At 32.2% G+C, this 22,142-nt stretch carries 22 protein-coding genes; 9 read left to right on the forward strand and 13 right to left on the reverse strand.

The genetic code is table 11. The features are described 5' to 3' along the window. Nucleotides 1–12 precede the first annotated feature (12 nt). The 5 genes from ABDW27_RS08215 to ABDW27_RS08235 all read right to left on the reverse strand — a co-directional run bounded on the left by ABDW27_RS08215 (nt 13) and on the right by ABDW27_RS08235 (nt 3,952). Nucleotides 13–1,107 carry an IS3 family transposase gene (locus tag ABDW27_RS08215; RefSeq protein WP_343695454.1) on the reverse strand — a complete coding sequence of 365 codons (1,095 nt, stop codon included), beginning with the start codon at nt 1,105–1,107 and terminating at the stop codon, nt 13–15. A 655-nt stretch (nt 1,108–1,762) separates the two neighbouring features. Then, the gene (locus tag ABDW27_RS08220) at nt 1,763–2,107 is read right to left on the reverse strand and encodes a hypothetical protein (protein WP_343695455.1); all 345 of its coding nucleotides are present in this window, start codon (nt 2,105–2,107) and stop codon (nt 1,763–1,765) included. Between the two features lie 44 nt (nt 2,108–2,151). Next, nucleotides 2,152–2,715 carry a hypothetical protein gene (locus tag ABDW27_RS08225; RefSeq protein ID WP_343695456.1) on the reverse strand — a complete coding sequence of 188 codons (564 nt, stop codon included), beginning with the start codon at nt 2,713–2,715 and terminating at the stop codon, nt 2,152–2,154. Between the two features lie 11 nt (nt 2,716–2,726). Then, nucleotides 2,727–3,077 carry a hypothetical protein gene (locus ABDW27_RS08230; protein ID WP_343695457.1) on the reverse strand — a complete coding sequence of 117 codons (351 nt, stop codon included), beginning with the start codon at nt 3,075–3,077 and terminating at the stop codon, nt 2,727–2,729. Between the two features lie 8 nt (nt 3,078–3,085). Then, entirely contained in the window at nt 3,086–3,952 is an 867-nt protein-coding gene (locus ABDW27_RS08235) for a hypothetical protein (protein WP_343695458.1), read from the reverse strand. Nucleotides 3,953–4,125: 173 nt separating this feature from the next. Between ABDW27_RS08235 and ABDW27_RS08240 the strand changes: the two genes are divergently transcribed. The 3 genes from ABDW27_RS08240 (at nt 4,126) to ABDW27_RS08250 (ending at nt 7,589) form a co-directional block, all read left to right on the forward strand. Beyond that, the gene (locus tag ABDW27_RS08240; protein WP_343695459.1) at nt 4,126–4,533 is read left to right on the forward strand and encodes a helix-turn-helix transcriptional regulator; all 408 of its coding nucleotides are present in this window, start codon (nt 4,126–4,128) and stop codon (nt 4,531–4,533) included. A 240-nt stretch (nt 4,534–4,773) separates the two neighbouring features. Continuing rightward, complete coding sequence (locus ABDW27_RS08245) at nt 4,774–6,333, forward strand: type I restriction-modification system subunit M (protein WP_343695460.1); 1,560 nt, start codon at nt 4,774–4,776, stop codon at nt 6,331–6,333. Between the two features lie 47 nt (nt 6,334–6,380). Beyond that, nucleotides 6,381–7,589 (forward strand): restriction endonuclease subunit S, encoded by a 1,209-nt coding sequence (locus ABDW27_RS08250; RefSeq protein ID WP_343695461.1) that lies wholly within the window; start codon nt 6,381–6,383, stop codon nt 7,587–7,589. A 4-nt stretch (nt 7,590–7,593) separates the two neighbouring features. Here ABDW27_RS08250 and ABDW27_RS08255 read toward each other — a convergent pair whose 3' ends face one another. Continuing rightward, the gene (locus tag ABDW27_RS08255) at nt 7,594–8,763 is read right to left on the reverse strand and encodes a restriction endonuclease subunit S (RefSeq protein WP_343695462.1); all 1,170 of its coding nucleotides are present in this window, start codon (nt 8,761–8,763) and stop codon (nt 7,594–7,596) included. Between the two features lie 73 nt (nt 8,764–8,836). Between ABDW27_RS08255 and ABDW27_RS08260 the strand changes: the two genes are divergently transcribed. The 4 genes from ABDW27_RS08260 to ABDW27_RS08275 all read left to right on the forward strand — a co-directional run bounded on the left by ABDW27_RS08260 (nt 8,837) and on the right by ABDW27_RS08275 (nt 14,186). After that, nucleotides 8,837–9,763 (forward strand): site-specific integrase, encoded by a 927-nt coding sequence (locus ABDW27_RS08260; protein WP_343695463.1) that lies wholly within the window; start codon nt 8,837–8,839, stop codon nt 9,761–9,763. A 100-nt stretch (nt 9,764–9,863) separates the two neighbouring features. After that, the gene (locus tag ABDW27_RS08265; protein ID WP_343695464.1) at nt 9,864–12,737 is read left to right on the forward strand and encodes a type I restriction endonuclease subunit R; all 2,874 of its coding nucleotides are present in this window, start codon (nt 9,864–9,866) and stop codon (nt 12,735–12,737) included. 243 nt (nt 12,738–12,980) lie between these two features. Beyond that, a complete protein-coding gene (locus ABDW27_RS08270; RefSeq protein WP_343695465.1) occupies nt 12,981–13,391 on the forward strand; it encodes a hypothetical protein in 411 nt (136 codons plus the stop codon). A gap of 381 nt (nt 13,392–13,772) precedes the next feature. Next, complete coding sequence (locus tag ABDW27_RS08275; RefSeq protein ID WP_343695466.1) at nt 13,773–14,186, forward strand: IS1595 family transposase; 414 nt, start codon at nt 13,773–13,775, stop codon at nt 14,184–14,186. Nucleotides 14,187–14,199: 13 nt separating this feature from the next. On the opposite strand, the gene ABDW27_RS08280 is transcribed toward ABDW27_RS08275, so the two are convergent. Together ABDW27_RS08280 and ABDW27_RS08285 are read right to left on the reverse strand one after the other, a co-directional pair. Further along, nucleotides 14,200–14,928 carry a hypothetical protein gene (locus ABDW27_RS08280; protein ID WP_343695467.1) on the reverse strand — a complete coding sequence of 243 codons (729 nt, stop codon included), beginning with the start codon at nt 14,926–14,928 and terminating at the stop codon, nt 14,200–14,202. Nucleotides 14,929–14,930: 2 nt separating this feature from the next. Further along, nucleotides 14,931–15,401, reverse strand: coding sequence for a type II toxin-antitoxin system antitoxin SocA domain-containing protein (locus ABDW27_RS08285; RefSeq protein ID WP_343695468.1), 471 nt, complete (start codon nt 15,399–15,401; stop codon nt 14,931–14,933). A gap of 1,164 nt (nt 15,402–16,565) precedes the next feature. Between ABDW27_RS08285 and ABDW27_RS08290 the strand changes: the two genes are divergently transcribed. Then, on the forward strand, nt 16,566–16,754 hold the full coding sequence (locus ABDW27_RS08290; protein WP_343695469.1) for a hypothetical protein: 189 nt from the start codon (nt 16,566–16,568) through the stop codon (nt 16,752–16,754). 51 nt (nt 16,755–16,805) lie between these two features. Here the strand turns inward: ABDW27_RS08290 and ABDW27_RS08295 are convergent, their stop codons facing one another. The 4 genes from ABDW27_RS08295 to ABDW27_RS08310 all read right to left on the reverse strand — a co-directional run bounded on the left by ABDW27_RS08295 (nt 16,806) and on the right by ABDW27_RS08310 (nt 18,675). Further along, nucleotides 16,806–17,375 carry a hypothetical protein gene (locus ABDW27_RS08295; protein WP_343695470.1) on the reverse strand — a complete coding sequence of 190 codons (570 nt, stop codon included), beginning with the start codon at nt 17,373–17,375 and terminating at the stop codon, nt 16,806–16,808. Beyond that, a complete protein-coding gene (locus ABDW27_RS08300; protein ID WP_343695471.1) occupies nt 17,375–17,791 on the reverse strand; it encodes a protein-export chaperone SecB in 417 nt (138 codons plus the stop codon). Before ABDW27_RS08300 ends, ABDW27_RS08295 begins: the two co-directional genes overlap by 1 nt. A gap of 43 nt (nt 17,792–17,834) precedes the next feature. Then, nucleotides 17,835–18,080, reverse strand: a complete 246-nt coding sequence (locus ABDW27_RS08305) for a hypothetical protein (RefSeq protein ID WP_343695472.1) — start codon at nt 18,078–18,080, stop codon at nt 17,835–17,837. A gap of 400 nt (nt 18,081–18,480) precedes the next feature. Continuing rightward, the gene (locus tag ABDW27_RS08310) at nt 18,481–18,675 is read right to left on the reverse strand and encodes a hypothetical protein (RefSeq protein ID WP_343695473.1); all 195 of its coding nucleotides are present in this window, start codon (nt 18,673–18,675) and stop codon (nt 18,481–18,483) included. A 190-nt stretch (nt 18,676–18,865) separates the two neighbouring features. Here ABDW27_RS08310 and ABDW27_RS08315 point away from each other — a divergent pair, with 190 nt between their 5' ends. Then, the gene (locus ABDW27_RS08315; RefSeq protein WP_343695474.1) at nt 18,866–19,063 is read left to right on the forward strand and encodes a hypothetical protein; all 198 of its coding nucleotides are present in this window, start codon (nt 18,866–18,868) and stop codon (nt 19,061–19,063) included. A 753-nt stretch (nt 19,064–19,816) separates the two neighbouring features. Here ABDW27_RS08315 and ABDW27_RS08320 read toward each other — a convergent pair. Then, nucleotides 19,817–21,985, reverse strand: a complete 2,169-nt coding sequence (locus ABDW27_RS08320; RefSeq protein ID WP_343695475.1) for a hypothetical protein — start codon at nt 21,983–21,985, stop codon at nt 19,817–19,819. Nucleotides 21,986–22,142 lie beyond the last annotated feature (157 nt).

Consider the following 22,142-nt stretch of genomic DNA (forward strand, 5'->3'; position numbering starts at 1 on the left):
ATTTCTTTATTCTTAATTTTCTTTAAGATATTCAGATATTTTCCCTGCCATCTGTTCTGTAGTTAAAAGCACATTTAAATCGGCCAGTTTAGATTTAAGGGAAGCAAAATAGCTTTCGCACACAGAATTGTCAGAATGATTTCCTTTTCGATTCATGCTTCGTCTAATGAACTTATAGGAGTTTAATTTACGGGTAAACAGCTTGTTTGCGTATTGAGCTGACCTGTCAGAATGAAATAGCAGACCTGCTTTTGTTTTCCTGTTTTTAACGGCCATTGCCCAAGCTGGCATTGCGGTTTCTCCGACCGTCAATCCATTGCTCAAGCTCCAGCCTATAATTTTCCTGTCAAACAAATCCATAATAATAGTTAAAAACAAAAGTCCTTCCGTCGTTTGGATGCGGCTTATTCCTGAAATCCAAGTTTTCGAAGGTTCTTCAACCGTGAATTGCTGATCTAAAATATTAGGAAAAATATAAGGATTATAACGCGAAACATTTTTGGCCTTATAAGTTCCTCTCAGCCTGCTGACCAGACCCAGTTCTTTCATATGACTGCAAACCTGCCGTGCCGAAATCGTAAATCCCCGGCTTCGTAATTCTGCAGCAATTCTCCTGCTGCCATATATTTTTTTGTATTCAAAAAAGATCGAAGTTATTTCTTTCTTTAATAAATTTGTTCTGCTTTCTGTCGGAGAAAGCACCTGACTTTTCCATCTGATATATGCATTTCTGCTGACTCCAAAAACTTTGCATATTTTTTTGAGTGTATACTTTTCTACATTATTTTCAATAAAATGATAAGTCATCAGCCTGCCTTGAGAAACATATTGATGCCCATTTTTAAAAATCTCAATTTTCAGCAATGATTCTTTAAGCTCGATTTTTAGTTTTCGTTGTTTTTCAGAAAATAGTTTTTCTTCGGGAGTAAGTCTCGACTTTCCAGTTCCGCAAAAACTTGCCTCTCCATATTTAAGAAACTCTCTTCGCCATCTGCTTATATGCGATGGCTCTATCCCGAGTTCTCTTGAAGCTTTTCTCACGCCCAATTCTGACCCCAACTGAATTGCTTTCACTTTGAAATTTCTATCGTAAGTTTTACATTTCATTTCTTAATTTCAGATACTATTCTCACGTGAATTTAAGAATTATAACTTACACATATACAGATAATAAAAGATAATCACACTGCTCAGGAAATTATACCTTAATATTAAATCGACTTACTCGGTTATATTTAATATTAAAGCAGGAACCTGGGTACATTGTTATCATTAATTTTTCTAAAATTTAGTGATGAATTTCTGAACAGCCGCAGATCTGCGTACATAATCACAGGCTTGATTTCATGACTGCGTGCAGGCTTGCAGGCTTGCAGGCATGAATGCAAACCTGCATACATGCACACCTGCCTGCATGGTTACATGAAGACATGAATGCATGAACACTCGAAGACATCTCTGCATGCATATATAAGTCAATTTTCACCATATCTTCGGCTTTATTTTAAAACCTTCGGTATTTTTAGTCTGTATTGTATAGTCCATTATTGCCTGCATTTATAATAAATTTTTAAATCTGACAACAAAAAAAGGGCATCAAGCCCTTTCCATTAAAACCCATTCTAAAAAATGTTGTCGCCAGACAACTGCAAGTTGTGTTTTGAGATGCTTGAAATGAATTCAGCATCTCAAAACAACTTGCCCTGCGGGGCTGGAAAACGCCTCCGAAGTCGGCGTTTTTTTTAAATTAATAACGGAAAAATCAGTCCGCACTGCTTTTTTTATTCTGCTTTAGATATTTCCTGTGGAGGATGTCCAGCAGATCACCCTCTTCCAGAGGAATCAGCATTTCTATTATCCTCAGCAGGCTGTAAACGTATCTTTCCACATGCCTCGGACTGTTATTGGCACCAACTTCCATTCCGTCTAATGCCAGCATTCCTGCTTTGAGCAGATCCATAATCATACAGAACAGATCTGAATATCCTTGAACATTTATTTCCAGATTGTGTATATCGTTCCGCATTTTTGATGCAGGCTTGAGCATTACAAAATAATGCTCCGGATTTTCTACCAGATTATTCAATTTGACTTTATTTTTTTTCATAACAATATATTTATTAGTTAATCGGATATCTCATAATGAAGTGATCAGCATTCTGCATTCTCTTTAGAACCTTTATTTTTTTTTATTTTTTCAATGCCTCTTTCATTGATAAGCTCTCCTGCATCCAGCAGTTTTATCAGGTGGATATATGGAGTGGTTATATCAGAGTCGGGATCTGAACCGAAAGGAGATAACGAAAGCTCCGTGATTTCGCTCAAGAAGAATTCAAACTCCTGCAGTGTTTTCTCTTCAAATGCATTTTGAATCGCCCGATAAGGATTGTCGTATTCTTCTTTGGTCAGGGAAGAGAGATGAAATACCGTTTCAGAACGGGTTGATTCTTTCACTTTCCATTTTTTGCTTTTATCCAGCATCCAGTAGCAGATCCTGACAAACGAACACACAGCAGTATAAAAAACAAAAACGTTGCAGGGAGTTTCCTGCTTGTATACTTTACCCTTATAACAGTGGAGAACCGCTTGGGTTAGGTTCTGTTTATAATAATCAAGATGGGCAAAATCAAGAGCCTCTTCCAATGCGCTGAATGGGTTTCCCGTTTTAAAGCCTGCCCAGAATCTTGTTTCGAAAGATATTTTATTCTTTTTCATAATTCCAGAGATTATCCGTTATCATTTTCCTTATTGATCTCCAAATAAAGCTTGTGCAGTTTATCAAGCCCTTCGGATTCAGAGCATGGCAGGAGCTGTAATGCAATTTCCAAAACGCTTGTAAGATGGAAAGCGGAATCCTCAATCTGGCTGGAGTTTTCCAGATCGGAATTCTCAAGCGTGTGGAGGGCTATTTTCAGAAGATCCTGTACAGTAAATATAAGATTGATGTAGCCTGTGAATTTTAGGCTTGCATAATAAGCGCCTTCTTTGTCTTTCTGCGGGGTCAAGGTTCTAAAAAAGAAACTATCTTTCAGCTCTTTGATAAATTCATCCCCTGTTTTGGTTTCATTTGTTTCCATAAGTTCTGCTATTTTATTTTCTCAGGCTCTTCCTTTTCGGCTTTCTCCAGCCTGTCAAGTTCATCTTGAGTCAGAATATCAGCCTGCTTTCTAAATTTCCCGCATCTTTCTTCCATAAGCTGGTAATAGAGATAATCAACATCGTTAGCCTTGGCGAAACGCAGTACATGGGACTGCTGTTTAAGCAGATTAAACATTGCTCTGTCTTCCTTGCTCTGGCGAGGAAAGAAATCTGCAGTAATGCTGGAAAAGTATTCGCAGAGGCTGAACAGATGCTCCATCGCAAAATGGCTTGGGGTGTAGCCTGTAAAAACACGGATCATGGAAAGGCAGGTCTGCTCCACTATCTGATGAAGGGAAAACATTTTCACCTCATCCGAACTTGAAGCATCATCATCATTGTAAACCCAGTCCCAGATTGTAGCGGTGATATTTCTCCTGCTTGATGCATAATTTGATGCAAGTTTTAAATTTCGTTTTGGGGTTTCGCTGATGTTTAAAAACGGAGGATTGTTAACATCCTTAAATAAAAGCTCTGCATCCTGCATGATCTGCCAGAAGAAAAACTGCTGGTCTTGCCCTAAGTTTTTAAGGCTCTGTACATGGTGCAAAAGAATAGTTGTAGTTAAAGTTCCTTTAGTTTTTGTTTTAATCTTATCGCTTATGTCATTGCTTGCATTCTCTATAGTTTCCGATACAAAAACCAAAAGGTACAAATGGAGATGTTTTTTTTGCATCCCATAGTCGGAATAAACCTTTCTGCTTGAGTTGTAAGCCGTATCATCACTTCCAAAACAGTAAACCGCTGATGTCTTGATGTGCTCTGTAATTGCTTCAATTACCTCTTTTTGCGTTGAAATTTCAATTGCTTTCATAATTTTACCTTTTTTAATTAATACTTGTGTGAAAAATTGTATTTTTGTTTAATACACAGCCAAGTAAGTGATTAGTCGTACTGTACCGTATCAATTTGTGTTGTACCGTACAGCGTTATTTCTATATCATACAGCAGACTTACTTTTTTATTCTTAATTAATATCTTTGAGCTATGAGTACATCAACAAAACCAAATCACATGGGGCGCAAAATCAGCCGTATCCGTGAACTGAAAGACATGAAACAGGAAGCACTGGCACAGGCTATGGGAACAAACCAGCAGGCGATTTCTATTATGGAAAACAGCGAAACTATCGAGGAAGACAAATTAAAAGAAGTAGCCAAAGCATTGGGTGTAAGCGTGGAAGCAATCAAGAATTTTTCAGAAGAAGGTGTGTTCAACTATTTCAATAACTTTTACGATAATAGTCAAGGAACTGTAGGTAATTACCACTGCACATTTAATCCATTAGACAAACTAATGGAATCCGTAGAAGAGAATAGAAAGCTTTACGAAAGATTATTAAAATCCGAGCAGGATAAAATTGAGTATTTGGAGAAATTACTGAAAGCAAAATAATGCTTTTATAAAAGATATATTAATTCCAAAAAGAGACTTTCTAGTCTCTTTTTTGTTGCCACTATTACCGTAATTATATTTAAAATATTAGATGTTGTAGCTATTCAAATTTATACACATCGAAAACCTAACTAATTTTAATTAGTTTTTGTAAACTATTAAACCATAACACCAAAAGTTTATTACATTAGTGCCTTCTTAAGAACTATTAATCCCTAATCTTAATAACAATTATTTCAAATGTCAGAAGAACAGAAAAAACTATTGGAGCAACAGCTTTGGAATATAGCGAATACTTTACGAGGAAAGATGAATGCGGATGAATTTAGGGATTATATACTAGGATTTATATTCTATAAATATTTGGCGGAAAAAATGGAAATTTTTGCTAATTCAATTTTAGAACAAGATAACATTCAATTCAGAAATATTGATGAAAATACACCCGAAGGTCAAGAATTTATTGAAGCGATCAAAGAAGAATCTCTTGAAAACTTAGGTTATTTTTTGAAACCATCTGAACTATTTAGCGAAATTGCAAAAAGAGGAAATAGTGGCACTAATAATTTCATCTTAGCAGATTTACAAAAAATCCTGACCAATATTCAGCTGAGTACAATGGGAACTCAAAGTGAAGAAGATTTTGAAGATCTTTTTTCAGACATGGACTTAAATAGTAATAACTTAGGTAGGACTGCTGAAGCAAGAAATACAATCATAGTAAAAGTTTTGGTGCATCTTGACGAGATTGATTTTAAATTGGAGCATACTGAACTAGATGTATTAGGTGATGCTTACGAGTATCTAATTGGTCAGTTTGCCAGCGGTGCAGGTAAAAAGGCAGGAGAATTTTATACACCGCAAGAGGTTTCTAAAATTCTGGCAAAAATTGTTACAACAGGTAAAAATAGATTAAAATCAGTATATGATCCAACCTGTGGTTCTGGATCACTATTGTTGCGTGTAGCGCGAGAGGTAAAAGATGTCAATAATTTTTACGGGCAGGAAATGAATCGAACCACCTACAATCTTGCCCGCATGAATATGATACTCCACGGGGTACATTATCTTAAATTCGACATAAAGCAAGAGGACACTTTAGAACACCCCCAGCATTTGAATGATATGCCATTCGAAGCCATTGTGGCAAATCCACCATTTTCTGCAAATTGGAGTGCAAATCCTTTATTTCTTAATGATGATCGTTTCAGCCAATATGGTAAGTTAGCTCCTGCAAGTAAAGCTGATTTTGCTTTCGTGCAACATATGATTTATCATTTAGCAGAAAATGGCACGATGGCAATTGTATTGCCACACGGAGTTTTGTTTCGTGGTGCTGCAGAATTACACATTCGTAAATATCTCATTGAACAAAAGAATTATTTGGATGCAGTAATTGGATTACCTGCCAATATTTTCTATGGCACGAGCATTCCAACATGTATTTTGGTCTTCAAAAAATGCCGAGAAACACCTGATGATATTTTATTTATAGATGCCAGCAAAGAATTCGAAAAGGTTAAAAATCAAAATATGTTGCGAGACAATCATATCACTAAGATTGTAGAAACATATCGTAATAGAACTGTAATTGAAAAGTATAGTCATTTGGCTAGTTTAAAAGAAGTCGCTGACAATGATTTTAATCTAAATATTCCTCGCTATGTAGATACATTCGAAGAGCAAGAAGAAATTGATATCCAAAAAGTAATGATTGAAATTAAAGAACTTGAAGCCAAAAGAGCCAATCTCGATAAGGAAATAGACATTTATTTTAAAGAACTAGGACTAGTTTTTTAATTTCTTAAATCCTTAATGTTTTTAATAACAAACAATAAATAATTGAGATGGCGAATAAAAAATTAAAAGTAGGTAACGTTCCTAATTTGAGATTTCCGGGGTTTGAAGGGGAATGGGAAGTGACCGAATTGAGTGAACTAGGAGATTTTTTGGGAGGAGGAACTCCTTCATCGTGGAATGAAGATTTTTGGAGAGGGAGTATTCCTTGGGTTTCTTCTTCTGACCTGTCAGAGAGCGATATACGTTCTGTAAATATTTCAAGATTCGTAACCGAAGATGCGATTAGTAATTCAGCAACAAAACTGTGTCAAAGTCCTGTTATATTAGTAGTTTCAAGAGTTGGGGTAGGTAAAGTTGCATACTCAGAAAAGGTTTTATGCACAAGCCAAGATTTTTTGAATATTATAAATTTCAAGTGTAATGGAATCTTTCTATCTTATTTACTTTCGATAGAAATGAAAAAGGCTATATCTACTGTACAAGGGACATCAATTAAAGGAATTTCTTCTGCAGAAATAAAATCGAAGAGATTATCTATTCCACAAAAAGATGAACAACAAAAAGTAGCATCATTTATATCACTTATAGATGAAAGAATCGAAACCCAAAACAAAATAATTAAGGAGCTAAACGTATTAAAAACTACTATTACCAAAAGAATATTCTCAAGGCAATTGAGATTTAAAGATCAAGATGGTAATGATTTCCCAGAATGGAAAAATATGAAATTGGGAGATATTGGTGAAGTAAAAATGTGTAGAAGAATTTTTAATGATGAAACATCATTAACTGGTGAAATTCCATTTTTTAAAATTGGTTCATTTGGAAAAGTGGCTGACGCATTCATATCCCAAGAATTATATTTAGATTACAGAAACAGATATTCTTTTCCTAAAAAAGGAGATATTTTAATATCCGCAGCTGGTACAATTGGGAGGATAGTTGTTTATAAGGGAGAAGACGCTTATTATCAAGATTCAAACATTGTATGGATTGATAATAACAATACGATAGTCATAAATGAATTTTTATATTATATTTTGCAAATTGTTAAATATAATACAGAAGGTGGCACTATTCAGCGTTTGTACAATAACATTTTAAAATCTACAAAGTTTGATTGTCCCACGCTACCAGAACAGCAAAAAATCACTAATTTCCTTTCATCTATCGACTCAAAAATTGATATTGAGAATAAACTATTACAAAAATTAGAAGAACAGAAAAAGTTTTTGTTGCATCAAATGTTTGTCTAGAAATTTATACAAACATTTGGTGCAATAGGTATTTCTTCTGCTTTTCAAACTGTACTAAAATTGCTTTTTCAGCTTCAATCTTTTTGTCAATTTTGGATAAAAATGAAGTTATTTGTTTTTGCTCATTTATTGAAGGAATCTCTATTTTAATTTTTTCTATAGTAGATTTTGATAAACTCGGCACACCTGATGCTTCATTGTATTCCAGCCAGTTAATTGTTTGAAAAAGATAAAATATAAATTTAGGAATGCACGATTGAAATGAATGTGTGTAAAATAAAGTATCTACAGTCCAAATTGGACCTTCGTGATACATTGGTTTATCAATTGTACCTTTTCTTCCAATACAAACTGTTTCTCCATCATAAAGAAAATCATCAACTAAGGTCATAAAGCCCCCAGTTCCAAAAACAGGAACTTGACCAGATGGTAAATGTTTGTAATCTTTACCATTACCGATTTTTAAAATATCACCAATCTTTACTTCTCTCCATTCAGAAAAATCATTACCATCTTCATCTTTAAACCTTATTTTTTGTTTGAATATTTGATTGCAACAATTTTGGATTAAGGTTTCTAATTGTTCAATTATTTTGTTTTGGGTTTGAATTCGAAAGTCAATTAGTGATAAAAAAATCGTTATTTTCTGTTGTTCTAAAATATTTGGAAAAGTAATTTCAATATTTGATAAACGTCCAGCATTTATACTTAAAACCTTAGAACCTTGTGCTTCTTTTTGTATCTTTAATCTAACAGTATTTGATTTAAATAAATAACCATTAAATCCCTTCTGAAAATAATTTGCTTTTGGTCTTGCTAAAAGTGTATGCAATCCAGAAAGTAATTTTTCATTATTCAATTTTAGAATTTCAATACTTTTTCCAACATCATTTAAATCTTCCGAAGCATCTGCAAATATAATATCTCCTTCTCTGCAATAATTTTCATCAGCAATTCTTACAAGATTTATATCTTCATTGATAAAAGGAACAACTTCCTTAGTAATATTAAATAAAGTCTGGAATTTGGTATGAATATCTCCGTAATGAATATTCTTTACAATTCCTGCTTCGTAATTTAAAATCTCACGAGAAAAGGAATTAGTAACTTTGAAGCTCATAACATCCCCCAACTTCTTAGTTTTCCATTCTTCAGTAAACCCCGGAAATCTCAAATTAGGAACCTTAGTGTAATAAAATCCTCAATTCTTTATTTCTTTCCTTTGGATTTCATAAAAATAAATAATAATGAATGATCAAAAACAAATTTTAGATGTAATCGACCTATGGAAAAAAAACAAAAAACAATACGTAAAAAAATCAAGTTTTTCAGCTTATACACTCTTAATAGAAAATCATATACTGCCAATATTTGGCACTAAATATTCTATTGAAGAAGCAGAAGTGCAGGAATTTGTATTTCAGAAATTGGATTCAGGTTTAAGCCAAAAAACAATCAAGGATATTTTGATTGTTCTGAAAATGATACTAAAATATGGCGCTAAGCACAAATGGGTCAATTATACTCCATTTGAGATACAGTTTCCAACAGAACGAGAAAAACATACAATTGAAGTTTTAAACCGTTCAGATCAGAAAAAAATCATGAATTATATACAAGATCATTTTACATTTCGAAATTTAGGAGTTTATATTTGCTTAAGCTCTGGAATGCGTATAGGAGAAGTTTGTGCCCTAACTTGGGAAGATTTAGATACAGAGAAGGGTGTTATCAGTGTTAACAGAACCATTCAGCGCATTTATATGATAGAAGACGGAAAAAGAAAAACGGAACTCATTTTAGACACTCCAAAAACAAAAAATTCCATTCGTGAAATTCCTATAAGCAAAGATTTATTAAGGATTCTCAAACCATTTAAGAAAATTGTTAATCCATCTTTTTTTGTTTTAACGAATGATATTAAGCCGACAGAACCTAGGACTTATCGTAGTTATTACAAAAACTTAATGGAACATTTGAAAATGCCAGATTTAAAATTTCATGGACTCAGGCATAGTTTTGCTACCCGATGTATTGAAAGTAATTGCGACTACAAAACTGTTAGTGTTCTTTTGGGGCATTCTAATATTAGTACAACCTTGAATCTCTATGTTCACCCAAATATGGAGCAGAAAAAGAAAGCAATCGAACAAATGTTTAAAACTTTGAAGTAAACTTTTATATTATGAATTAGGAGAAATGAAAGAAACCTCTTTATTTTGTTAAATTTGCGATATTAAAGCTAATTTAAATAACTCCTAATTCATAATTATTTTGAGCAAACAGTCTGAACAAATCTTAGAGGAACAACTTATAATTCAATTACAAAAATTAGGATATAAATATAAGACTATTGCAAATGAAAGAGAACTGCTGGAAAACTTAAAAACGCAACTAGAGAAGCACAATAACATTCAATTTAGTGAGGCTGAATTTGAAAAAGTAATGAATATCATTACCAAAGGTTCAGTATTTGAAAAAGCCAAAATATTACGTGAAACGAAACATCATATTTTAAGAGATAATGGAGAAAATCTTTATTTTGAATTTCTTAACGTAGAGCATTGGTGTCAAAATGAATACCAGGTTACCAATCAGATTACCCAGGAAGGTAAATACGAAAATCGTTATGATGTTACTTTGCTAATTAATGGGCTTCCATTAGTACAAATAGAACTGAAACGTAGAGGTTTGGAGATGAAGGAGGCTTTCAACCAAATAAGTCGTTATCAGAAGCATAGTCTTGGAGCAGGAAAAGGACTATTTCATTTTGTGCAACTATTCATAATCAGTAATGGGGTAAATACAAAGTATTTCAGCAATTTTGGCACGCATAAACAAGAATATCTACAAACTTTCCATTGGACAGACGAGAACAATAATCCTCTCAATAACATTCTTAATGGTTTTACTGATACCTTCTTAGAGCCTTGTCATATAAGTAAAATGATATGTAAATACATTGTACTTAACGAAACTGATAAAAAACTAATGGTTCTTCGCCCATATCAGTACTATGCTGTGGAAAGTATTATAAAGAGAGTAACGGAAAATGAAATATTAAATGACTACAATGTTGAGAAAAATGGATATATCTGGCATACTACAGGAAGTGGAAAAACCTTAACAAGTTTCAAAGCTAGCCAAATATTATCAAAAATAACTGCTATTAAAAAAGTAGTTTTTGTAGTAGATAGAAAGGATTTGGATTATCAAACCAATAAGGAATATGATAGTTTTAGTAAAGGCTCAGTAAGCTCAGCAACTAATACGGATGATCTTATAAAGAAATTCAATGATCCAAATGTAAAAATTATTGTTACGACCATTCAAAAGCTTAATAATGCCATTTCGGTTAGAAATTTAACTAAAATGAAAGCTCTTAAAAATGAAAGAATGGTTTTTATTTTTGACGAATGTCATCGTTCACAATTTGGCGATACACACCAAAACATTGTTAGCTATTTTGAAAATATTCAATTATTTGGCTTTACGGGTACACCCATCTTGGCAGAAAATGCTAATGGAGAAAAAACCACAGCCAGTTTATTTGGGAAATGCCTTCACAAATATGTAATTACTGATGCCATCAGAGATGAAAATGTTTTGCGATTCTCAATTGAATATATTCAAACTTTCAAGAAAAAAGATAATATAATTGACTTGAAGGTTGAAAAAATTAATGAAACAGAAGTTTTTGAAGCTCCTGAACGGAAAGAAGCAATTGTTGATTATATAATTCAGCACCACGATCAGAAAACACAATCCAAAAAATTCTGTGCGATGATGTGCGTCCAAGATATTGATGCCATTATTGAGTACTATGAAATTTTTAAACGTAAGAGGTTGAATGGTGAGCACAATTTAAAAATATCTACAATTTTTAGTTATGCTCAAAACGAAGAAGAGATAGAGGATCAATTGGCTAGTCGATTGAATATAGCTGCAGATCCACAAGCGGAATATGGATTAAAACCACATCGTAGAGAATTATTGGAAGTCTATGTACAGGATTTTAATGAATTATTCGGAATGGCAGAGAACATTAAGGATACCGAAGGCTTTTACAATTATTATAATGCAGTTGCTAGAAAATCAAAACATCCTAAACATGAAACCGATATTTTATTAGTAGCAAATATGTTTTTAACAGGTTATGATAGTAAAAATCTGAATACATTATATGTCGATAAAAATCTCCAATACCATGGACTTATTCAAGCTTTTAGCCGTACAAATCGTACACTAGACAAAAATAAGACACAGGGTAACATTGTATGTTTTAGAAATTTAAAAGATAAAACAGATGAAGCAATTGCATTATTTAGTAACAAGGAAGCAATTGATGAAATCATCGTCGAACCTTATGAAGTTTATACTGAAAAATTCAACGAGGTAACTAAAAAATTGCTTGAAATTGCTCCTAAAATTGATGCTGTCGATGATTTGTATTCAGAAGAAGATAAATTACAGTTCATTTTAACATTCAGAGCACTTATACGCTTACACAAAAAAATGAGCCATTATTCCGAATTTACTTGGAATGATTTGGAAATAGAGGAACAGCTATTTGCAGATTACACCAGTAAGTATTTGGATTTAAAAGATAAGCTAAGCAGTAGCTCTCCAATAGAAAAAACATCGATTTTAAATGACATCGATTTTGAACTGGAGCTGATTAGACGTGATACAATAAATGTTAACTACATTATTCAACTATTAATTAAATTTAAATTAAAGCACAGCTCAAAAGATAAAGAAAATATTGAAAAAGAAATCTCGAACTTATTGAACACAGAAGTTTCATTAAGAAGTAAGAGAGAACTGATTGAGAAATTTATTCAAGAAAGCTTACCGCACATTTCGGATACAGATATTATACCAGAAGAATTTGAAAAATTCTGGAATGAAGAACAAGATAAAGCGCTAAAAGATTTAGTAAAAACGGAAAATCTTTCTGATGAAAAAACGGAAAAATTGATAGAAAATTATCTTTTTACTGAGCGAGAACCTTTAAGGAAAGAAATTTTAGACCTTCGCATAGATGGAAGACCTAGCGTTTTAAAATCTAAGGAAGTGGGTGACAGAATATTGAATAAAATTTTAGATTTCGTAGATACTTTTGTTAATGGCATATCTGGACTTTAAAGTGCTCATGATATAACTTATATTTAATAGTACAGAACAAATATTTGATAAAACACTTTACTTATTTTAATTTGATTAAATATTTGTTCACTTTACGGTAAACCATAATCATATCATTTTTTTGTGTAGTATTGTAGATAAAATATTATATAGACAAATTATTTATCCTTTTTCTCAATAAATTGCAGTAATTGTATTTAATGTGTAGATGTATTTGTAAAATTGTATAAGGTCTCATAACCAATGATTAGTTCAAGCAAAATTATATTAAAAAATAACGTCGAATTACACTTAATTAATTTTGATGGTTATGATAGTAGCTATAAAAAATTATTAGATGAATATCTTGCTTTTATATGTGAGGGCACAAGTGATAAAACAAAATTAAAGCGGGTTAAAGAAATAGTTAGTCGGTACCTGAAAGGTAAAATTGGAGATCCTACTAAAATCGTGGGATGGCTAGCTGAATTGTTTTGTCATATATATCTAAATCAGAAAAAATATAAACCTGCATTTCTATTTTTAAATTTAGAAGAGCAAAACTCTATGAAAAAAGGATTTGATGGTTTTTATATAAAAGAAATAAATATTTTATCTATGAATCTAAGTCAACCTTACCTTCTGAGAATGATAAATTTCATTATGATAGTTTAAAAGTTGCATTTAATGATATAAAAGCAAAAATAGGCGGTAAGAAACTAAATAAGCACGGCGACCCTATTGATCCTTGGTCAAATGCAATACATCACTTTAAAAACTCCCAGTATAAGTGGGTCTAAACCAATTCTCAAACAATTAGATGAATTAAAAGATAGATTTTTTTGATAATGATTTCCTCAATATTGAAGATTGTAATATTATACCAAGCTCTACGATTTATTTAGAAGATAAATACGTAGAAATAAGCAAGAAGGAATTGAAAGAAATCATCAGTGAAAATATTAATTATTTCGAAGCAAAAGAGCTTATCCTTCTTTGTATCAATAAAAGGACTTTTAATTATATTCAAGACTATCTAAATGAGTAAGGAAATAAATGAAAATACGTTGGAACGGGGAACCAATATGCCCTCATTGCGGAAGTCAACGAGAAAATCATTACAAAATTTTAACAAGAGGAGAAGATAAAGCAAGATATAAATGCAAGGACTGCAGATTACCTTTTAGCGTTACAATTGGTACAATTTTCGAAAAATCAACTATTCCATTAGAAAAGTGGTTTAGAGCGGTTTATTTATTCACGATAAACAAAAAAGGTATAAGTACTCGTCAATTAGAAAAAACTATAGGAGTTACACAGAAAACAGCTTGGTTCATGTTAAGTAGACTTAGAAATGCTGTTCAAAACAAAGTCGAATTTGAATTTGAGGGTATTAACAGGTGGATGAAACTTATGTTGCTGGTAAGAATAAAAATCGTAAAAAAGAAAAAAAAAAAAAAAAAAAAATGAAAATTAAACTTGTTTATTCGGACAAGAGTCCTAATTCAATTATTTCTCTAATGCTGTGTGTTTTTAGCTTTTCTTCCAGAGATGCATAATAATCATCCTCAAGCATCATATACACAAAATTACCACGATTAAGCTTAGAGGGCAAAGTATGAAGACTAGATTTCACTTCACAGTTTTCATTTTTACATTTTATCTTTTTAATTGACTCTATATCTATTAATAGAGATGTCATTTCGCAACATAATTCTGTAGTGTCGTCCACAGAATAACTATATTTTTTTGATGGTTGCATATTGTGCTTTGAATCCAATAAAACAATTTGGAAGCTTCTATTATTGAAATCCCAAAAGCCAATTATTCGCCCTAAAGCTTGTGATATTTGAAATTGAAAAAATGGGAATTCTTCTTCGTTCTTTATAATGTCTTCAGAAATCCAAGTAAAATCCGTTCTAGAATATGGAATGTTTTTTGCTGACCAATTGATCTTGTGGTATCTATTGGCATTTCTTAATCTTTGATTTTTTTCAAATTCTTGTGGATTAGCATTAGATAATTCTTTTAATTTTTCTAAAAACGACACAAACCATTTAGTGCTTGTTTCTCCCAATCCGAAGTATTCTATTTGCTTAAAATATTCAAAAGAGAACGACCATTTTTCAGAGAATGAGAATTTCCCAGTTATTGGTTTTGTTATATCTAATGGAGTTCCTACAGGTATTTTTGGTCTAGACGGCTGAAGCATATCTAAGAAAGTCTAGCAGAATAATAGCTTTTCATAACCTCTGTGTCAATATCTACTTCACATCGTTGATAAGGCCCATAACCTTCTCTTGCTTCAATCCAAGGTTTTTCATTATGCGTCATGTGTTCTAATTGAGTAGAGCTAAATTTAGCGTATGCATCTAGAACATTATCAATATGTATCTTTTCCTCACTTGTTAATGTATCAATATTTTGCATATTTAATATGTCATTGACATGCATTTCGCTGTATAAATACTTTTTATCTCTATATAGATTGTAAATCTCTCTATTAACAGGCCCATGTATCCACGCTTGAAATTCAGATTCGAACATTTTGGTTCCATTGAAAACCAAATGCCAAGCTTGTACATAATATAAAAGTTTTTGATGTTTTAAAGTATCTAAAGAATTTCCTCCTTCACTTTTCAAGCGAAAAATGATATAGTCTGAAACTTGTCTAACATTTACCATAATTTTTACTTTTAAAAATTCGCATTTAATCCGCAAAAAACAATTGAAATGATGAGGAATTAACAATATTCTAATAGGTTTTGTTAGAATATCACAAAGTCTTACTGTTATGCTTTTTTAGGTTTTTTGAATCTAGATTCAAAAAACCTAAAAAAGCATAACACGCGCAAAGCTACGGTTTTATACTGAAAAAAGCAAATTTTGTAAATAACTTCCTCTTTTTGATTGAAATATTAATCGAATTTAAATTATTTTTTAATTGAATCTTTACTGTTTTCCGTAAAGTATTTTTTTCTAATTATATATACCTATAATTGTTCCATGTTACCCTTTTTATTTATTTTTTGTATTGTAAAAATATTCGTACTTAAATACGTTATTGCTAAATCTAAACTACCACCCTGAGACTCAATAGCTTCTCGATTTAACAAGCAAATAATGTATGTGAGATACGCCGTCATGGCGTGGCTTTGCATCATTGCTTGTTTAAGGGTGTGGTAGCCCGGGATTTAGCTTGGTGTAAATGTCCACGCTTCTTTTTTCACTAAACATTTATAAATCCTAACTACCACCACAATGAAAAAGCACTACCAAAAGTACTGCATGCATTTCGCGTATGCCATTATTTCCATTTCCACATTCTTATTTTCTACACGGGCAGTTGGCCAAGAAAACAATTCTCTATCAATTACAGAAGACATCTGCAAATACATGAAGGAGAAAGATTTAAAATTTCTACGAATAATTCATGACACAATTGTGGAAACTAAAAGGCCTGTTTTATTCATGAGTAACGAACTTTTAAATGACGATGAAATCATTGGTTCATATTCCGCAATTCCAACTCAGTATCTGTATGCTCGAAGAGATGATCGTCAAGGGGATTATATTTAAGCTCAAGAAATGATAAAAATTGTTCAAAAATTGGGGTACAAGGTTTATGAGACAAATGAAACTTACTACGAGAACTACTATTACATTAAATCTAAAACTTGTAAAATAAAGCTTGACAATTAGACATACAATGAATTGAAAAAGAATCCATCTTACATTACTTCATTAGATAATTACCAGATCAAGCTAAAGTCTTTAATTTAACAAACTGTTCCACACTCAAAAATTCTCGACAAATACCTTGCTCTTTATCGTATTCAGAGAAATAAAATGTCTATTGCCAATATAAACGCTTGGAACAATGCAACTACACAAGCACAAAAACTTAATAACCAAATTGCAAAGTTAGAAGAACAATACGCTGGCAATTATTCTTTTACACCATTTGATCGCATGATGGGTTCGAGACAGCAATTTACTGATAATCTAGGAGCTTCAAAAGGAGTATTAGGAATGTGATAACATAAAACTCCTGCTCAATGAGCGGGAGTTTTTTATAATAACTTAACTTTAGACAGCATCTTTATACTTTTCTGGGTAAATTAGGTTATGCTCTCTAAAATTGACTTTCTTTAAATCATAAATACATAACTGAATTGGCGGTAATAGGTTAAGAAATTGATTTTTACCTATTTCGAACGGCATTTTTAAATTATAGGTCAAATTTTTTGCCCCAATTGACAGCTCACCAGAAACTCGTACAGAAGTGAAATGATCAATACCAACTATATTTCTCATGTAATACAGAATATCTGAAACAGTTGTGTTTTTGTGGTCATCTTCAAGATCTTGTTCTAAAACTAATTTTACCATTGAATTAAATAATGCTAAATGTTCCGGTTCCCCATGCAAATCCAAACAGTATCTAGTATCAAAATCACATTCAGCTTTCCATACCATGTAAGGAACGCGTAGTTTATACTCGCCCCACCAATGGCTTAAATCTTCAAAGGTATCCCAAAAGTAATATCCATGTCCCAACCATGCATCATCATTACTGCATAATATTGGTCCGTTTTCTTTAATTTCTTTTGGATTTCCTTTATCTTTTACTGTTTGATAAAGTACTTTTTTTGCCATTACACTACTGTTGTATTATTGCGTAATGGTTCTCCAAGTTCAACCAAATTAAATGTAGGTAGAACCAATGCAGTTATATTAGCCTGTACAGTTAATATACTAACTCCCGATCTTAAGTACGGAAATAAGATTGCAATTGCATTTGAGTAGAAATAAGGAGGGATTTCTGAAAGTGAATTTACATCTTGCAATTGAAACGTACCAATGCAATTAACCTTAATGAAGTTATCTTCTCTATCTGTTTTAGGAAAAGCAGTAAATGCCAAGTGAATATCAAATAGATTTTGGGATTCATTATACTCTCCTCTTACATCAAAATTTACATTAACATCTTTAGGCGTATCCTTTTGAAAATTAAGTTCAAATTTATTAAAAAAGTAGTTTGTTAGTTGAAACTTGGCTGGTGTAGTGCTCATGTTATTTTATTTATGATTTTGGATAAAAATAACACGTTTTAGTCTATAAAAAAACAAAACCCGAAGAAATTTCTTCGGGTTTATTATTTATAGGTTGATTTCCGTTTATTGTTACACGACCAATTTGACTTGGACTTGATCCGTATTGAATCTCTGCAAAACAGAGAAATTCATTTAATTTCGGGCCGCCTTTTGGTGCATTTTCTTTAGCTTTTTTCCAGCCTTTTAAAACTTCCTCTCTAGGAGTCTCTCGAAAATACTTCTTTAAATCTTCTAAAATATTTTCCATGACATTTCGTTTTGGTTAATAATTAACTCACAATATAGTTGCTAATCGCGACAAAAGTATACAATTGACTCAATGAACTGATATTAAAAATATTAAATTTTAAGTTTAAAACGTAATTTTTAATGATTCTAAATAATAATATCTCTGATTATATATTCCTTTTAAAATTCTTAATGCAAATTTACAACCTTAAATTCAATTATAAATGCGTATTAATACTTGTTTAACTTTGTTTTGTACCTACAATTCAATCTTAGTATAAGCTTCTCCATTTTTAATTTAGCTTTCAAATATAGCGACATATAATAATTTTTTTCAACTACTTGCAATGGCACCAAACATATATGTTTGGATTTTGAACAGGTATGTTAAGATAATAAACACTAATTTAAAATTAATATTATAATCTATAACATCTTTCATTAATTACAATTTGATGTTTAAAAATTACCACATAAATTAATTGTTTTCTTTTCTTCTTCATTAACAGTTTCGTCTTCCTTGCTGTCAATTGATTCTCTTTAACTGTTGTTTGTTGTTCTTCCTGCACAGGTTTAAAACTTTCTTGAATATGATTTGAAAGTGTTTTCATCATATTGATTATTGTTTATGTATAATTGAACAATAATCCATAGTTTGAAAACATTTCTTAGGCAAATGTACATCCCAAGTTGACGATAAAACGAATTTTTGACATTGTGTTTTCTGTTGTTTCAGTAAGTTTTAAATCCTTTTTCAAACAATAATAGCAATTCGCTATATTTGATAAACTTAAAACTAAAACTATGAAAGGATTTATTAAAATTACCGATTTACATGACCGAGAACATTATCTAAACTTAGCTTATATTTTAAAATTTGAACCAGTAGAAAATGCAAATGCAAATTCAGCTATATTTATTGTAGGCTTAGAAAAAGTAACAAAGCTTTACACTAAAACAACAGCTGAAGAAATTGCAGACATGATAGCATTAGCTAGCTAAAGAAATAGAATATATAAAAAATCGGCTCACGTAATTAGTAAGCCGATTTTTCAATTTTAAGAGTGGTATACTGGGTATATCATTATCTATTTTTATTTATTAAATATAGATTAATTTATTCAGTGATTTTAATTTCATTTATCACTTTATAAACAGGATTCACGATCCAGACCAATGATATTATTGAGTCAGTTTTTGTTCTCATAGACACTCCTTATTTAAAATTGAGTCTAGATATTCAAAACGTGCCAAAACTATTTATCCAAACCATACCCAAAAAATATAGTCCAAGTTGCCAATTTACCCAATTTATAACCTTAATAATTCACAATATGGATTATTATATGTTGTATCATAATGACATTTTTAATACTTTTACATATATTAAAGTACATTGACTCACTGCTATTAAATTGATCAAGGAAACAAAGGGCTCCAATGTATATCATTATAAATGGGACCTATTCGGCTACCCTTTTTGGAAGAGTACTTGAAAACACCAGTAAAATCAACGGATTAAGGAATAGGTAGGTCGTCCTGCCACCCCGACAAAAGTCTTTTCATTTTTGAAAAGACTTTTTTTTTTGCAATAGACTCAAAAACAAACTATTTAAAACATAGCCCGTGGTTTCAACCACGGGGACAATTATATATTACGATATTTTTCCCGTGGTTAAAACCACGGGCTATGTTTAAAAAAACCTCTAAAAATCAATTGATCATTAGAGGTTATTTTTAATATTACATTTTGTTTTATTTTTCCATACTAATATAAGCAGGATATGATTCTTTATTCGGTAAAGTAAATTCTTCATCAAACGGTTGTGTACCTTCACCATTATTGTATAATGCAACACGTTTTACACCAGTAGCCGTACTTCCTCCTGTACTATTAATAACATTTTGAATATTCCCTGAACCGGCAAAACGAGTAATACACATTTTCTCCAATTTCACATTTGGGCTGTTTGGTATTTCAAAACCATTTTTCTTATTTACATTTCCGTCAGTTCCAGTAAAAACAGCATAAGACCCCAATCCAATTGTATGGTGCTCTTTTACAGTATTAGCTACTTTGAATGCTGCATAACCATCAACTTTTCCTCCCTGACTGCTCCAGCTAGCTTGATTTGGTGCATCATATGGCGGTTCGTTTTGAAAGAAATAAGTTCTGCCGCGTTCTCCAAGCCATACAACTTCATATTCCTGAAAATGTTCAACAAACAAACCATAAAGCGTAACATCATCGCCCGTAACAATAAGTCCGTTTTTACATCTGTCTCTTACCCAGCGTGCATCTCCGCCTTTCTGCGAACCATGGTCTGCACGCCACAACCAGAAGTGATCACCGACTACATTATTGCTATTAATTTGCATAGCAGCTTGTATCTGTATATTTTTTGACTGTACTCCACCTACCCTGCAGGTAATATCTGTAAGCAGTATCGGATCTGTCGAATGATCAGCTTTTGCATCTTCGCCACCAATTCTAACCTGATAAGTAGTACTATTAAACGAATCCATAAGAAGTCCGGCAATAATAATTCCGTCTTTATCATCAGCATAAATACAACCCCAGGAATTTTTCTCTGTCGGCTCCAGCGTTACCGAAGCAATACCTGCACCAAGAAGAATAGCATCTTTTCGGTTTACTTGTATAGGTGCATTCAACGAATAATGTCCCGGAGTAAAAAAAATATTTTTCCCCGCTTTTAATGCATTATTAATTTCAATATCCGTATCCCCTTCTTTTGTAACGTACCAATTGGAAAGCAAATCCTGAACTTGTCCTTTCCCCATATCTGTTGAAGACCACGAAACTCCTAATCTATCTTTTTGCCATGCCGGAACAAAGACTTTATATTCTCCATCTTTATCTATAAAAAGAAAAGGCTTTTCTCTAATAATAGGTGTTGCAGCAACCGGAGTATTAATTTCATCTGCTTGTGGAGGATTTACACAACCTTGCCAGATCATATTATAAGAACCTCCCATAGCTCCGGAACCTGAAGGGAAAACGGCATTTCGGGTATACCATTGCTGCTGTCCGCCCCAGTTTGGTCTTGATGATGTATAATGAGCATCGGCAATAAAACCACCGCTTCCCCAAAAATTAGTATTTCCAATATCTGAAATGTATTTAGAAGTGCTTTCAATCAATATTCTTCTAGCGCTTGTAGATTGCGAAACCGTCCAGGCAAAATCTCTCATTACGGTTACATTTTCTACCGAACGCCAAAAAGTACAAGTAGCATTTGCACCGCCCGAAAGATGGGGTCTCGTAAATACCGATCCTAATTTAACATCAGCCGGTACTCTTCCTAATCCTCCTATATGAGAATAAAATCCCAATTCTATTGAGTTAGCTTCTGCTGATGATGCAGAACCAGACCCTCCAGAATCGTAAGTCTGCTCTTTTATATTTGCTTTTAAATAATAAGCCTGACGCTTTGTAGTCCATTCTCCATTCGCTCCGCCTAAACCAATAGCACTAAATTGTGAATTAATATCATTACGGGCTGTTTCAGCTTTTTCATATTTTCTATCATAGAAATACATGTTATCGCCAAAAATCTGATTTTCCAGTGAAATAATTATAGTTGTAGAATTACGGGTAATTTTATAATAGTTCTCGTATTTGTCCTTATTAGGGTTATTATCAGTAAATGTTAATTTAGAAGTAGATCCTATTGACACAAAATCAGATGCCAAACGACTGCCTCCTCTTGTAATGACATAATTTCCAGATGAGCCAAATTCCGGCCACGACAATGTTATATTATTTTTTTTCTTGTTGTAAACAATCTTGCCTTCTATCTTATTCTCTTGTTGTGTTTCATAAGATGAACTGGTCGCTGCAAAACTGCATAAAATCAGCATAAACATGAATGCCGTAAATACTGAGGTAAACTTTTTAATCATAAAAATTGTTTTGGTTTAATAGTTTTTTTAGGGTTTCTAAAATAGTAATAATCCTCAACCTATATCTTCGTTTACGGTTCCGATTTTCTTATCAAAAACTATACAAAACCTATTAAATATACCTTTTTATAGCACAAATAAACCGTTTACAGTATTC

The sequence above is a fragment of the Flavobacterium sp. genome (assembly GCF_039595935.1).
In the GTDB taxonomy this organism is placed as follows: Bacteria; Bacteroidota; Bacteroidia; order Flavobacteriales; family Flavobacteriaceae; genus Flavobacterium.

Bases quoted from the DNA above. Each gene is read 5' to 3' on its own strand.
- ABDW27_RS08215 (WP_343695454.1), bottom strand. From the start codon at position 1,107: ATGAAATGTAAAACTTACGATAGAAATTTCAAAGTGAAAGCAATTCAG.
- ABDW27_RS08220 (WP_343695455.1), bottom strand. From the start codon at position 2,107: ATGAAAAAAAATAAAGTCAAATTGAATAATCTGGTAGAAAATCCGGAG.
- ABDW27_RS08225 (WP_343695456.1), bottom strand. From the start codon at position 2,715: ATGAAAAAGAATAAAATATCTTTCGAAACAAGATTCTGGGCAGGCTTT.
- ABDW27_RS08230 (WP_343695457.1), bottom strand. From the start codon at position 3,077: ATGGAAACAAATGAAACCAAAACAGGGGATGAATTTATCAAAGAGCTG.
- ABDW27_RS08235 (WP_343695458.1), bottom strand. From the start codon at position 3,952: ATGAAAGCAATTGAAATTTCAACGCAAAAAGAGGTAATTGAAGCAATT.
- ABDW27_RS08240 (WP_343695459.1), top strand. From the start codon at position 4,126: ATGAGTACATCAACAAAACCAAATCACATGGGGCGCAAAATCAGCCGT.
- ABDW27_RS08245 (WP_343695460.1), top strand. From the start codon at position 4,774: ATGTCAGAAGAACAGAAAAAACTATTGGAGCAACAGCTTTGGAATATA.
- ABDW27_RS08250 (WP_343695461.1), top strand. From the start codon at position 6,381: ATGGCGAATAAAAAATTAAAAGTAGGTAACGTTCCTAATTTGAGATTT.
- ABDW27_RS08260 (WP_343695463.1), top strand. From the start codon at position 8,837: ATGAATGATCAAAAACAAATTTTAGATGTAATCGACCTATGGAAAAAA.
- ABDW27_RS08270 (WP_343695465.1), top strand. From the start codon at position 12,981: ATGATTAGTTCAAGCAAAATTATATTAAAAAATAACGTCGAATTACAC.
- ABDW27_RS08275 (WP_343695466.1), top strand. From the start codon at position 13,773: ATGAAAATACGTTGGAACGGGGAACCAATATGCCCTCATTGCGGAAGT.
- ABDW27_RS08280 (WP_343695467.1), bottom strand. From the start codon at position 14,928: ATGCTTCAGCCGTCTAGACCAAAAATACCTGTAGGAACTCCATTAGAT.
- ABDW27_RS08285 (WP_343695468.1), bottom strand. From the start codon at position 15,401: ATGGTAAATGTTAGACAAGTTTCAGACTATATCATTTTTCGCTTGAAA.
- ABDW27_RS08290 (WP_343695469.1), top strand. From the start codon at position 16,566: ATGTCTATTGCCAATATAAACGCTTGGAACAATGCAACTACACAAGCA.
- ABDW27_RS08295 (WP_343695470.1), bottom strand. From the start codon at position 17,375: ATGGCAAAAAAAGTACTTTATCAAACAGTAAAAGATAAAGGAAATCCA.
- ABDW27_RS08300 (WP_343695471.1), bottom strand. From the start codon at position 17,791: ATGAGCACTACACCAGCCAAGTTTCAACTAACAAACTACTTTTTTAAT.
- ABDW27_RS08305 (WP_343695472.1), bottom strand. From the start codon at position 18,080: ATGGAAAATATTTTAGAAGATTTAAAGAAGTATTTTCGAGAGACTCCT.
- ABDW27_RS08310 (WP_343695473.1), bottom strand. From the start codon at position 18,675: ATGATGAAAACACTTTCAAATCATATTCAAGAAAGTTTTAAACCTGTG.
- ABDW27_RS08315 (WP_343695474.1), top strand. From the start codon at position 18,866: ATGAAAGGATTTATTAAAATTACCGATTTACATGACCGAGAACATTAT.
- ABDW27_RS08320 (WP_343695475.1), bottom strand. From the start codon at position 21,985: ATGATTAAAAAGTTTACCTCAGTATTTACGGCATTCATGTTTATGCTG.